Origin of the sequence: Pseudomonas sp. B14(2017) (assembly GCF_002113255.1) — a bacterium.
Lineage (GTDB): Bacteria > Pseudomonadota > Gammaproteobacteria > Pseudomonadales > Pseudomonadaceae > Aquipseudomonas > Aquipseudomonas putida_Z.
The window spans coordinates 90,242-102,964 of sequence record NZ_NEJY01000013.1; the positions used below are offsets into that span (position 1 = coordinate 90,242).

13 protein-coding genes are annotated in these 12,723 nt (G+C 64.7%); 6 read left to right on the plus strand and 7 right to left on the minus strand.

Going from position 1 to position 12,723, the window contains the following annotated elements:
- Positions 1-137 precede the first annotated feature (137 nt).
- Complete coding sequence (locus CAG34_RS15170) at positions 138-938, minus strand: hypothetical protein (RefSeq protein ID WP_085591073.1); 801 nt, start codon at positions 936-938, stop codon at positions 138-140.
- Positions 939-1,062: 124 nt separating this feature from the next.
- Between CAG34_RS15170 and thpR the strand changes: the two genes are divergently transcribed.
- A complete protein-coding gene (thpR, locus tag CAG34_RS15175) occupies positions 1,063-1,608 on the plus strand; it encodes an RNA 2',3'-cyclic phosphodiesterase (RefSeq protein WP_085590945.1) in 546 nt (181 codons plus the stop codon).
- 571 nt (positions 1,609-2,179) lie between these two features.
- On the opposite strand, the gene CAG34_RS15180 is transcribed toward thpR, so the two are convergent.
- A complete protein-coding gene (locus CAG34_RS15180) occupies positions 2,180-3,085 on the minus strand; it encodes an AraC family transcriptional regulator (protein ID WP_054572090.1) in 906 nt (301 codons plus the stop codon).
- A 180-nt stretch (positions 3,086-3,265) separates the two neighbouring features.
- Between CAG34_RS15180 and calA the strand changes: the two genes are divergently transcribed.
- Positions 3,266-4,318 (plus strand): vanillin reductase, encoded by a 1,053-nt coding sequence (calA, locus tag CAG34_RS15185; protein ID WP_075045606.1) that lies wholly within the window; start codon positions 3,266-3,268, stop codon positions 4,316-4,318.
- Between the two features lie 136 nt (positions 4,319-4,454).
- Here calA and CAG34_RS15190 read toward each other — a convergent pair whose 3' ends face one another.
- On the minus strand, positions 4,455-5,774 hold the full coding sequence (locus tag CAG34_RS15190) for a hypothetical protein (protein ID WP_085591075.1): 1,320 nt from the start codon (positions 5,772-5,774) through the stop codon (positions 4,455-4,457).
- 204 nt (positions 5,775-5,978) lie between these two features.
- On the opposite strand from CAG34_RS15190, the gene CAG34_RS15195 reads away from it, so the two are divergent.
- Entirely contained in the window at positions 5,979-7,193 is a 1,215-nt protein-coding gene (locus CAG34_RS15195; RefSeq protein ID WP_085590947.1) for a sugar transporter, read from the plus strand.
- A gap of 124 nt (positions 7,194-7,317) precedes the next feature.
- On the opposite strand, the gene CAG34_RS15200 is transcribed toward CAG34_RS15195, so the two are convergent.
- The 3 genes from CAG34_RS15200 to CAG34_RS15210 are packed head-to-tail and all read right to left on the minus strand — an operon-like array spanning position 7,318 to position 9,754.
- On the minus strand, positions 7,318-7,902 hold the full coding sequence (locus CAG34_RS15200) for a LysE family translocator (RefSeq protein WP_025339653.1): 585 nt from the start codon (positions 7,900-7,902) through the stop codon (positions 7,318-7,320).
- Between the two features lie 50 nt (positions 7,903-7,952).
- Positions 7,953-8,783, minus strand: coding sequence for an AraC family transcriptional regulator (locus CAG34_RS15205; protein ID WP_085590949.1), 831 nt, complete (start codon positions 8,781-8,783; stop codon positions 7,953-7,955).
- A gap of 47 nt (positions 8,784-8,830) precedes the next feature.
- Complete coding sequence (locus CAG34_RS15210) at positions 8,831-9,754, minus strand: LysR family transcriptional regulator (protein ID WP_085590951.1); 924 nt, start codon at positions 9,752-9,754, stop codon at positions 8,831-8,833.
- A gap of 104 nt (positions 9,755-9,858) precedes the next feature.
- On the opposite strand from CAG34_RS15210, the gene nfsB reads away from it, so the two are divergent.
- From nfsB to CAG34_RS15225, 3 genes are all read left to right on the plus strand, one after another.
- Complete coding sequence (nfsB, locus tag CAG34_RS15215) at positions 9,859-10,512, plus strand: oxygen-insensitive NAD(P)H nitroreductase (RefSeq protein WP_085590953.1); 654 nt, start codon at positions 9,859-9,861, stop codon at positions 10,510-10,512.
- A gap of 150 nt (positions 10,513-10,662) precedes the next feature.
- The gene (locus CAG34_RS15220) at positions 10,663-11,112 is read left to right on the plus strand and encodes an antitoxin Xre/MbcA/ParS toxin-binding domain-containing protein (protein WP_013973163.1); all 450 of its coding nucleotides are present in this window, start codon (positions 10,663-10,665) and stop codon (positions 11,110-11,112) included.
- Entirely contained in the window at positions 11,109-11,546 is a 438-nt protein-coding gene (locus CAG34_RS15225) for an RES family NAD+ phosphorylase (protein ID WP_015270851.1), read from the plus strand. Before CAG34_RS15220 ends, CAG34_RS15225 begins: the two co-directional genes overlap by 4 nt.
- Positions 11,547-11,553: 7 nt before the next feature.
- Here the strand turns inward: CAG34_RS15225 and CAG34_RS15230 are convergent, their stop codons facing one another.
- Complete coding sequence (locus CAG34_RS15230) at positions 11,554-12,708, minus strand: cysteine desulfurase family protein (protein WP_085590955.1); 1,155 nt, start codon at positions 12,706-12,708, stop codon at positions 11,554-11,556.
- Between the last annotated feature and the right edge of the window lie 15 nt (positions 12,709-12,723).

Consider the following 12,723-nt stretch of genomic DNA (forward strand, 5'->3'; position numbering starts at 1 on the left):
TCAAGTAATGGCCATGCGTGATGGCTAAGCCCGCCAGCATAAACAATCGAGCCGATGCTTTGTAGGAGAATGTTACGCAGCGATGGCAGACCTTGGTACAAGCGTCACCGCTGTACCAAGGTCTGCATGGCGATGCATCAGGCCAGAGTGACCTCGATGCGGCCATCCGTGATGCGATGGTCCTTGCCTTGGTAGCCGATTACATAGTCAGTAAAATCGGCGGTCAGGGTCTTTTTATCCCCGTTCCACTCATGCTTCAGGCGGCCCCCGCTCAGGGGATAGTGCATACCGCCAATCGAGAAGAACAGGCGTGCATATTGTTCACTGAACAGCATCATGATGCCTTGGATAGCGTTGTCCACTTGCTGTCTGGCAATGAGTTGGATGCGCCCGTCCTGAAGTACCTTGGTTTCGATGGTTCGAGCGTCAAGGTTACCCATCGAAGGGAAAATAGCGGGGTCGAGGTGGGCGGTGACCCGGCCGGTGCCGTTGGTCCTTGCATCGTCGGCCAGTGACAAGGACAACGAGCCATCCACGATCTCGACCATGCCCATGGTGTGTTCAATGGTGTAGTGGAACGTTGCGGCAAATGCCTTGGAAGTCTCATCCATCTCGGTAATATCGATTGAGCCCCCGGTCGCCCAACCTGAGCGACCAATCGAAGTCGAACCGAAATAGGCGTTGATCTCGGCTTTCTCGCCTTCACCGATCTTGAGGGATGCGCCCGCCACCAGGTAACGTTCCGGGATATTCAGGAATATATAGCTATAAGCGGTATCTGATCCCTCCGTGTACTGAATGGCGAAAAATGAGCGGTTGCCATTACTGACATCTGTATCTATGACATCAGTCGTGAACTCGCGCTCACGCTGGTTGCCCCACTTCAGTTGCGCTTGCATGGCAGGCTGGGTATTCCGTGTTTGCTGGTGCTGTTTCATGACCGTATCTATGTGATTGAATTGAGGCCTCAGCGTATGGTTTGGGGCCTTGCCCGCGAAACTGACAGACCTGCGGGTTTCCCAACGCATCAGTACGTGCTTTGCCATCTCGAGGAGCGGCACGATGACACCGGTCAGCGGACGAATCGAAAAACCATTCAAGCGCCTGTTCTTCGCCTTGCCGGTGAGCGATGCCCAGCGCCGTGTGCTGGCCCAGTGGCGACGTGGCCTGGGCCTGCGCAGCGGCAAGCCAGTGCCGGCCGCCAACTTCCATGTGACACTGCTGTTTCTCGGCGATGTGGATACCGCCCATGTGCCTGCGATTTGCGCGGCGGTCGACCAGCTGGCACTACCGGCCACGGCACCACGACTGATACTGGACCGCTTGCAGGTGTGGCAGCGGGCCAGCGCCCTGGTGCTGGAGGCGCAACAGACCCCACCGGCCCTGTTGCAACTGGTGTACAGCTTGCAGCAGGCGCTGCTGCCGTTGGGGGTGGAAGCGGCCGACCGCGAGTATCGCCCGCACCTGACGCTGGCCAGGGATTACCGCGGCCAGCCGCCAGAAGCCAGCAGCGCGCCGGATTTCTACCTCGCCGCCCGCCATTTCACACTGTACGAGTCGCGCAAGGGCGCTTACTGGCCATTGGCGCAATGGCCGCTTTCAAGCTGATTCAGGCCATGGCCTCGCAGTCTGCGAACATCTGCTCGCCTAGCGTGCGTGCAGTGTGCAGATGCGCTGCCGGGGCTGCTCCGCAGCCCATCGCCGGCAAGCCGGCTCCCACATCGACCGCATCGGTTTCAAGCCATGTGCAGTCCCTGTGGGAGCCGGCTTGCCGGCGATGAGGCCTTGACAGGCCATGCAGGACAGTTGCAGCTATCTCGACTGCATTGACCTCAAGAGCTTTGCAGGCCCTGTGGGAGCCGGCTTGCCGGCAATGGGGCCCTGACAGGCCATGCAGGACAGTTGCAGCTATCTCGACCGCGTTGACCTCAAGGGCTTTGCTATCCCTGTGGGAGCCGGCTTGCCGGCGATGAGGCCAGGGCAGGCCATGCAAGACAGTTGCAGCTATCTCGACCGCGTTGACCTCAAGGGCTTTGCTATCCCTTGGGAGCCGGCTTGCCGGCGATGAGGCCAGGGCAGGCCATGCAAGACAGTTGCAGCTATCTCGACCGCATTGACCTCAAGAGCTTTGCTGTCCCTGTGGGAGCCGGCTTGCCGGCGATGGGGCCAGGGCAGGCGATTACACTGGCAGGCTCTGGTACGGCAATTCATCCCCTGGGCTGCGGTCGAACTGGCGCTTGTATTCGCGGCTGAACTGCGAGGTGCTCTGGTACCCCACCCGGTGCGCGGTCTGCGCCACCCCCAGGCCTTCGCCGATCAGCATCTGCTGCGCCTTTAGTAGCCGCAGGCGCTTGAGGTACTGCATTGGTGCCATGTCGGTGCAGCGCTTGAAGTGCTCGTGGAAGGTCGAAACGCTCATGTTGGCGCGCGCGGCCAACGCTTCCACGCTCAGCGGCTCGGTGTAGTGTTCGCGCAGGTGGGCAAGGGCGGCGCCGATGCGGGCGAAGTGCCCTTGTTGCTCCACCAGCGCCCGCAACACCCCCGCCTGTGGGCCGCGCAAGGCGGTGTACAGCACCTCGCGCACCCGCGCCGGCCCCAGCACCTTGGCGTCCACTGGGTCCTGCAGGCAGCGCAGCAGCCGTTCCACGCATTCGCGCATCGGCGCATCGAGTGCCGCTGAGGTCATCGACTGCGGGGTTTGCGCCTGCACCGCGGCATCCGGCGCCAGGGCCATGCTTTGCACCAGTTCACCCAGCACGCCGCGGTCGATGTCCACCGCCACGCCCAGCAACGGTGCTTCGGGGGTGGCGAAGGTTTCGCACATGAACGGCACCGACAGTGCCTGCACCAGGTAATGCCCGGCGCCGTACTCCAGGGTACGCGGCCCCAGGCGTGCCAGCTTGCTGCCCTGGGCCAGGATCATCAGGCTGGGTTCGTAGATCTGCGGGCTGCTGGCCACATAGTGGTCCCAGCTCAGCACCTGCACCTGGGGCAGGTGCGTGGGCACGAAGCCCGGGCGCGTGGCGAGGCTGCGGATCAGTGTGCAAAGCGGCGCATTGGCGTCGACGTGGCGGGTCAGTTGCATGATGGACCTGAGCAGAGGATCAGACAGTCTGATCATCGCAGAATGAACGCTCGGCGCCAGGTGCTGCATGGCATCTTCGGAGAATCAGGCATCGATGCCGGAGAATCAGCCGTGGGCGAGGCGGCGCGTGGCGCGCAGAATGCGCCGCCTGAATCGTTTCACTTCATAGCGAGGCCCTGCATGTACACCGCCATCGGTTACGCCGCCCAGACCCCCACCAGCCCTCTGGCTCCCATGACCTTCGAGCGTCGCAGCCCGCGCCCTGACGACGTCGCCATCGATATCCTGTACTGCGGCGTGTGCCACTCCGACATTCACCAGGCGCGCAACGAATGGGGCATTGCCGTGTACCCGCTGATGCCGGGCCACGAGATCATCGGCCGCGTCACCGCGGTGGGCGAAAAAGTGACCGCGCACAAGGTCGGCGACCTGGTCGGCGTTGGCTGCATGGTCGACTCGTGCCGCCACTGCGAAGCCTGTGCCAAGGACCTGGAGCAATATTGCCTGGAAGGCCCGACCATGACCTACGCCACCCCGGATCGGGTCGACGGTAGCAACACCATGGGCGGTTACTCCAGCAGCATCGTGGTCAGCGAGCACTTCGTGGTGCGCATCCCGGCCGGCATGGACTTGCCCAGTGCCGCGCCAATCCTCTGCGCTGGCATCACCACCTATTCGCCGCTCAAGCACCACGGTGTCGGCCCCGGTCACAAGATCGGTATCCTCGGCATGGGCGGCCTGGGCCACATGGCTATCAAGCTGGCCAAGGCCCTGGGCGCCGAAGTGACCCTGTTCACCCGTTCCCAGGCCAAGGCCGAGGAAGCCCGTCGCCAGGGTGCCGACCATGTGATCGTGTCCACCGATGCCGAGCAGATGCACGCCGCGGCGGGCCGTTTCGACTTCCTGCTCGACACCATCCCGGTGCAGCACGACCTCAACCCGTACCTGGAAACCCTGAAATTCGATGGCGTGCACATCCTGGTCGGCCTGATCGAGCCGATCGACCCGGCGGTGCATGCGGCCAATCTGGTGATGAAGCGCCGGGTGCTGGCGGGGTCGTTGATCGGTGGTATTGCCGAGACCCAGGAAGTGCTGGATTTCTGTGCCGAGCACGCGATTCGTTGTGATATCGAGTTGCTGGATATCCGCAACATCAACCAGGCGTATGAGCGGATGATTGCCGGGGACGTGAAATACCGGTTCGTGATCGATATGGCTACTTTGCAGGGCTGATGGTTGCCTGCCCCGGCCTCTTCGCGGGCTCGCCCGCTCCCACAGGTACTGCACAGACTTCGTAAGCTGTGATTTACCTGTGGGAGCGGGCGAGCCCGCGAATAGGCCAGTACAGGCAATGAAGATGCTGGATCTGTTACCAGGCCAATGCCCTGTCCCAGCCTTTCCAGAACAACCACCGCCGTACCTCGCCATGCGCCCCGGTACCGATCTGCCAGGCCGGCCGCCCGTTGTCCAGGGCAATCACCGAAACGAACCCGGCATGGCTCGCCGCTACCAGCGTACGCCCGTCCGCACTGATATCCAGCGCACTGATGGTCGACCCCAGGTAATGCTGCCAATGCTCCATGCCATCTTCGCCAAATGCCCGCAGATAACCATAGGCATCCCCCACGATGTACTCGCCGTCGCGCGCCACGCCGGCATACACCCGTGCGCCATCCTGTACCAGCGGGGTACGCGGGTCCTGGCTGTAGTAGTCGGTATCCAGCCCCGGCAAGTCGGCCACCCTGACAGCCAGCGTGGCACCGCTATAGAAATGGCAGGCATTGACTATCAACTGGTCACCCGCGCGATTGAACAGCGCAAAGTGCGGATACTCGCTGGCCGGGCCGATTGCCGCCACGGGCCTGAGCTGGTCGTCCAGTACCAGGTGACGGCTGCCTTGCTCGCCGACCACGATCAACCGGCCATCCGCCGACACCGCACCGTGCTCCATGCTCAGCCCGAGGCTGATGTCGTCGGGGTCGGTGCCTTCGTCCAGCTCGTCGAGCACCCGCGCCTGGTGCGGCAGCAGGCGGGTCGCGCCGTGGCGCGTCAGCAGGAAGATACCTTCGGCACTCACCAGCAGCACCCGCTGGCCATCCGGGAAGGGGATCAGCGCGGTCGGCGTGGGCGGCAGGTCGAATGGCTCGAACGGGTAACCCGGCGGCAACCCCTCCAGCCCCGTGGGCCAGGCCAGGCGCAGCACCTGCGGGCCGCCCCAGCCATCGGTCACGCGTATGCCCTCGGCATTGGCCAGGGCGAAATAGCGGCGGGCCGGGCAGCGGCCGAAGTGATCGACGCCGATCACCGGGGTCACCCCGAGAGGGTCGATGCGCACCACCTGGCCTTTGTCATGCGGCATGCCGATACGTGCCAGCAGGCTGCCATCCTCCAGCAGCAGGACGTTGCCGATGCCTTGCCCGTGCTCCTTGATCAGCGGCAGCAATGGGTGGTGGGCGGGCGGCCAGGCTTCGCGGAAGGCTTGCTGCTCGAAGGTTTCGACGCCAGGCCGGTTGGCTGCTTGCAGGGCTTGCAGCCAGGCGTCGAGCAAATGCTCGGTGGCTTGCGGCAGGGGCTCTTCGAGGTCATCCCAGCCTTGCGCGCGGCCCTGCGCGACATAGTCGTTGACGGCCTGGGCATAGGCAGTGACCGCCTGCTGCCACTGTTGCTGCTGGGAGTGCTGCTGGTCCATGAGCGGATCGGGCTCCTTGTTGCATACGCGTTCGCACAAAGCGCGCATGTTACTCCTTCTGCCCGCCTCGCGGTTGTGAGCCCCCGGCTTGACGCGTACCATGCCGGGCATTCCTTCCAATAACAAAGCGTGCGTCCACACCCCTGCAAGCGGGTGGCTGGCGTGCGTCCTGTTGCCTTGCCTGCGGAGAAGCGGTTTGCACCCATGAACGGACCCACACCCACCAACATGCCACCCACGGCGGGTAGCGGCAGCTGGCTGAGCGTCATTGCCCTGGCCCTGGCGGCCTTCATCTTCAACACCACCGAGTTCGTCCCGGTGGCGCTGCTCAGCGACATTGGCCGCAGCTTCGACATGAGCACCGCGCAGGTCGGCCTGATGCTGACCATCTACGCCTGGGTAGTGGCGCTGGCCTCGCTGCCGATGATGCTGCTGACCCGCAACATCGAGCGGCGGCGCCTGTTGCTGTTCGTGTTCCTGGTGTTCATCGTCAGCCACTTGCTGTCGTGGCTGTCACAGAGCTTTGCCATGTTGCTGGTCAGCCGCATCGGTATTGCCCTGGCGCATGCGGTGTTCTGGGCCATCACCGCCTCCCTGGCGGTGCGCGTGGCGCCGCCAGGGCAGCAGGCCAAGGCGCTGGGCCTTTTGGCCACTGGCACCACCCTGGCCATGGTCCTGGGCATCCCGCTGGGCCGCGTGGTGGGCGAAGCGCTGGGCTGGCGCATCACCTTCCTGAGCATTGCCGGGGTGGCGCTGGCGACCATGCTGTGCCTGATGAAGTCGCTGCCGCTGCTGCCCAGCCAGAACTCGGGCTCGCTGCGCAGCCTGCCGATCCTGTTCAAGCGCCCGGCGCTGGTGATCACCTATGTGCTGGTGACGTTGGTGATTACCGCGCAGTTCACTGCCTACAGCTACATCGAACCGTTCGCCCTGCACGTGGCGCAGATAGGCGGTGAGCGCACCACGTTGTTGCTGCTGCTGTTCGGCGGTGCCGGGGTGTTCGGCTCGTTGCTGTTCAGCCGTTACAGCGACCGCTTCCCGCATGGCTTCCTGGTAGGGTCGATCGGCCTGCTGGCGGCGTGCCTGTTGCTGCTGTTGCCGCTGTCGGGCAACTTCTACGTGTTCGCTGCGTTGAGCATGTTCTGGGGTGTAGCGATCCTCAGCTTCAGCCTGTCGCTGCAGTCCAAGACCCTGAAACTGGCGTCCGATGCCACCGATGTGGCCATGGCGCTGTTCTCGGGTATCTACAACATCGGTATTGGCGGTGGCGCGTTGCTGGGCAGTATCGTCAGCAGCCAGCTGGACGTGGCGGATATCGGCCTGGTGGGCGGTAGCGTGGCGGTGGTCGGGTTGCTGCTGGCTGTGGCCAGCACCCGGCGGTTCCGCGAGGCGCTGGGCGGGGGGGCAGGGCATTCCTGAATGACCGCGCTGTTTTTTTCGCGGGCACGCCCGCTCCCACAGGTACTGCATCAACTTCAGGCGCGATGCTGTACCTGTGGGAGCGGGCGTGCCCGCGAAGAGGCCGGTACTGGCAATAGCGGGCTCAAGCCAGTACGGCAGCCCACGCAGAAATCAACAACACCCCCGCCAACACCTGGTTGAACACCCGCAACCGCCGCGGTGCCTGCAACCATCGCGCGCTGCCCACCCCCAGCAGCGCCCACGCCGCCATGCATGGCAGGGCAATCAGCAAGAACACCAGCGCCAGTTGCCATACCGGCAACGACGGCGCGGCAAACACCCCGACCACCGCCACGGCCATCAACCACACCTTGGGGTTCACCACCTGCAACGAGGCCGCACTGAGTGCACTGAAGCCTTGCGCCGTGGCCGCCTGCAGCGGGGCGGCAGCACTGCGCAGCATCTTCCACGCCAGCCAGCTCAACCACAAAACCCCGGCCCAGCTCATCAACTGCTGGGCCAGCGGGTGGCGCAGCAGCAGTTCACCCAGCCCCAGGCCCACCATCAGCACGATCGCTGCTGCTGCACCGCAGGCCGCCACGATCGGCGCCAGGCTCGCGCGCAGGCCAACGCGGGCGCCATGGGCGAGTATCAACAGGTTGGTCGGCCCCGGGCTGATGCTGGACACCAGGGCAAACAGGATGAAGGGCAACAACGACTGCGACATGATCAAGGGCTCCGGATAAACGAAGCACCATGCTCGCTGCCTGCCGCCTTTCAGTCTGGAAGGTTTGAGCAGCGCCTGCGGTAGTCGGCCGGGGTCAGCTGGTAGGCACGGCGGAACCAGCGCCCCAGGTGGCTCTGGTCGGCAAAGCCCAGGGCCATGGCCACTTCGGTGGGTGTCTGACCCCGGGCGAGCAGGCGCCGCGCCCGGGCCAGGCGCAGCTGGATCAGATAGGCATGTGGCGCCAGGCCGAATGCGCCCTTGAACGCGCGGGTCAGGCGGAAGCGGTCGATGCCACAGGCCTGGGCCAGGTCTTCCAGGCCGATGTCGCGCTCCAGGTTGGCGTGCAGGTAATCCCGCGCGCGCTGCGCGGTCAGCGGCAGGCGCGGGTCCGGGTTCAGGCGTCGGCGCCAGTGCAGGTGGCGGGTCAGGCAGGCCAGCAGGTCGTCCATGGCCGTCTGCCGGACAATGCGCAAGTCCTGGGTATGCACGGCCTGGAAGGCGAGGGCAGTGGCACGCGCCAGGCGCTCATCGTGGCACAAGGTATCGGCGAAGCTGGGCAGGCTGTCGTCCGGCGCGTGTTCGAACAGTGCCCGCAGTTGGCTGTCCACCCAGGTGGGTTCCAGGTACAGGGTCGAATAGGTGAAGCCGTCCTCGGTGGGCGCATGGCCGTCATGGATTTCACCGGGCTCCAGCAGGAACACGTGCCCCGGCGTGCTGCGATGGCGTACTCGCCGGCAATCGAATTGCTGCACGCCCTGCTCGGTAACGCCAACCAGGAAGCTGTCGTGCCAGTGCGGGTCGTAGGCATGCCCGACGAAATGCGCGCGGACCGACTCGATGCCGGTGTCGGCGTCTTGTTTAAGGTCGATCCAGTTGCTCATGGGGGCGTGCCGTGGCAGAAATCGCTACCTTAGCGCAACGGCCAGGCTCAGTCTGGAACGATTGTGCAGCCGTTGGTCAGCGCCCGGTTACGCAAGGCCTCGAAGCGTTCGCGCAGCCACAGGTGCAGTTGCGCCACCGCGGGCGTGAGCTGCTTGCGGTGCGGGCACACCAGGGTGACCGGGGCGGGCTCACCGAGGTGCTCGGGGAGGATGATTTCCAGCTCGCCGGCCGCGATGTTGGCGCTTACGTCCAGCCACGACTTGTAGACGATGCCTTCGCCCTGCAAGGCCAGGCGGCGGATCACATCGGCATCGTCGCTGACCAGTGGCCCGCGCACCTGCACGGTGCGGTTGCCCACTCGCCACTTGTCGTAGACCCGGTTGTGCTGCATGTACAGCAGGCAGGCATGCTGCTGCAGGGCGTCGGGGGTGAGCGGGCGGCCGTGACGAGCCAGGTATTCGGGCGCGGCCACCAGCACCCGGCGGTTCCAGTCGGCCAGCGGCAGGGCAATGTAGTTGGCGTCCTGGTTGAGGCCATAGCGGATCGCCACATCTACCGGGTCGCGGTTGAGGTCGGCGATCTGGTCGGACAGCAGGAAGCGCAGGTGCAGGGCCGGGTGCTCGCGGCGGAAGGCGCTCAGCCACGGCAGCAGCATGTTGCGGCCCAGGTCGGACGGTGCCGACACCTGCAGGGTACCGCGCAGGGTGTTGGCGTTGCCATGCAGGTCTTCACGCCCCTGGCGCAGGCTCTCCAGCACATTCAGGGCCGTCGGCAGGTACAGCTCGCCTTCGGCGGTCAGGCGCAGGCTGCGGGTGGTGCGGGCGAACAGGCGCACGTCCAGATCGCGCTCCAGGCGCTTGATCGCGGCGGCCACCTGCCCCGGCAGCAGTTCGGCCTCGTGGGCGGCGGCGGTGAAGCTGCCCAGCACGCTGCTGCGGACGAACAGTTCGAGGTCGGCGATGCGCAGCATTTTCACTCCTGGGATGAAAGTGTTGCTGCATTGTGCCGGTTTTTCTTTTCTGCAGGAAAGATAAGATGCCCGGCAAATCCCCTGTTCATTCCCGGAGTTGTTGCATGGATACCGTCTCGCTGGCCAAGCGCCGCTACACCACCAAAGCCTACGATGCCTCGCGCCGTATTCCCCAGGCCACTGTCGATGCCTTGCTCGAACAACTGCGCCACAGCCCGTCTTCGGTCAACTCGCAGCCGTGGCATTTCATCGTTGCCGACAGCGCCGAAGGCAAGGCCCGCCTGGCCAAGAGCACCACAGAGCGCTATGCCTACAATTCGCCGAAGATCCTCGATGCCTCGCATGTGATCGTGTTCTGCACCCGCACCGAAATAACCGAAGCGCACCTGAATGCCGTGCTCGACCAGGAAGCTGCCGATGGCCGCTTCCGCGATGATCAGGCGCGTGCCGGGCAGAACCAGAGCCGCCGGCATTACGTCGACCTGCACCGCTTTGACCAGAAGGACGTGCAGCACTGGATGGAAAAGCAGACCTACCTGGCGTTGGGTACTGCCTTGCTGGGGGCTGCGGCACATGGGCTGGATGCCACGCCGATCGAGGGCTTCGACAGCAAGATTCTCGATGCCGAGCTGGGCTTGCGCGAGCATGGGTTCACCAGTGTGGTCATTCTCAGCCTGGGCTATCGCAGCGAGACGGACTTCAACGCTGGCTTGAACAAGTCGCGGTTGCCGGCTTCGCAGGTGTTCACCTTCCTGTGAGACTGCCCGGGGCCGCCCTGCGGCCCTTTCGCGACGCAAGGCCGCCCCCACAGGATGGCATCGCCTTCAAGGCTTTCACAGGCCTCATGAACTGGCATATGTCCGGCATATGCCGCATACTTGTCGGCAAACGCCGGAAAGGAGAGCGCCATGCTTGCCGAAGTGCTTCGCGACAACGGTTACCACGAGTACCGGGCGCGCCTGCATGCACTGCTGGAAATCCCCGAACTCGCCAGTGACTTCGAAATCCACACCCGCATCACCCATGGCTTCGCTGCCACCTGGCTGGTGAAACTGACCGAACTCGGCGTATTCACCCCTGTGGAGCGTGACCAGATCATTCCCCTGCGCACGCTGAAAACCCGCATCGAACGTGACCAGCCACTGACCGTGGAAGAAAGCGACCGGCTGTTCCGCTCGGCCCATATCACCGCCATGGCCGAAGCCGTGTTCGGTGAGGCTGGCAAGGCCAAGCGCTGGCTGTCCAAGCCCAAGGAGCGCTTCTCGGGGCTGACGCCGATGCAGATGCTCACCACCCAGCAGGGCACCACCCAGGTCGAAGAGATGTTGCTGCAGATCGCCGAGGGCTTCGGCCTGTGATTCTGTGGCGTATCAGCGCCTATGCAGACTTGAGCGGAACGGGCGGCTTGCGTGTCAGCGGCCGCTGGCACCAGGCGGGCCGGCCAGTGGTGTATGCCGCCACCAGCCCAGCCGGGGCAATGCTGGAGGTGCTTGTGCACCTGGAGATCGACCCTGAGGATTTCCCCACCACCATGCGGCTGCTGCGTATCGAGTTGCCCGACACCGTTTCGCAAGCGCAGTTGCCCGCCTTGCAGCCGGGCTGGTCGAGCCAGACCGAACTGACCCGGGGCCTGGGCAACCGCTTTCTGGATGAGTGCTCGGCATTGCTGTTGCCGGTGCCGAGCGCGATCATGCCCAGCACCACCAATTACCTGTTCAACCCGCGCCATCCGCAGGCAAACAGCGCCAGGCTCGAGGTCGAGGACTTCACCCCGGACAGCCGGCTGTTCTAGGGCCGGTTCACCAAAGTGCCGCTGATGCCGCTGTCAGCACCCGGCCAAACACTTCGAGCGCCTTGTCCACTTCAGCGTCGTTGCTGAAACGCCCGATGCTCAGCCGCACGCTGTTGCGTGCCTGGCGTTCATCCAGCCCCAGCGCGAGCAGCACATGCGAGGCCGCATTGCTCGCCGAGTTGCAGGCCGAGGTGGTCGACAACGCCAGCTCGCTGGCCAGCGCCGCGCTGTTGAAGCCCTTGCTGTCGATACACAGGTTCAGCGTATGGGGAATGCGCTGGTTGGCGCAGCCGTTGAGGGTGACGCCGGGCAGGGCCAGCAGGCCTTCGCGCAGGCGCCTGGCCAGTTGCTCGAGGCGCTGGTGTTCGCTGTCGCCGGGCTGGCCGGCCAGGGCAAAGGCGCTGCCCATGCCGGCAATCTGGTGGGTCGCCAGGGTGCCGGAGCGCAGGCCTTGCTCATGGCCGCCACCGTGCATCTGCGCACGCATCAGCGTGCGGGCGCGTGGCCCCACGTAGAGCGCACCGATGCCCTTGGGCCCATACACCTTGTGCGCCGAGAACGACATCAGGTCCACGGCCATGGCGCTCAGGTCGATGGCCAGTTTGCCCACCGCCTGCGCCGCATCCACGTGCAGCAGGGCACCGTGGGCACGTACCTGTTCGCCAATCGCGGCAAAGTCGGTGATCGTGCCCAGTTCATTGTTCACCGCCATCAGCGATACCAGGCGGGTGTCGGCGCGCAACGCTGCCTGCACCGCCGCAGGCTGAATCAGGCCGGCGGCATCCGGTGCCAGGCGGGTAACGGCCCAGCCCTGGCGCTCCAGTTCGGCCACCGTGTCGAGCACGGCCTTGTGTTCCAGTTGGCTGGTGATCAGGTGCCCGGGTTTGCCGAGGCCCTGGGCAATGCCCTTGAGCGCCAGGTTGTTGGACTCGGTCGCACCTGAGGTCCAGACCAGTGCATCGGCGTGTGCGCCGACGCGTTCGGCCACTTGCTGGCGGGCCTGCTCCACGGCGTGGCGGGCGGCCTGGCCGAAGGCATGGCCACTGGACGCCGGGTTGCCGAAGTTGGCCTGGCTGCCAAGGCAGGCGAGCATGGTTTCGATGACCCGGTCGTCGACCGGAGTGGTGGCGGCGTAATCGAAGTAGAGCGGGGCGCTGGGCATTGGGGCGAGTCCGTT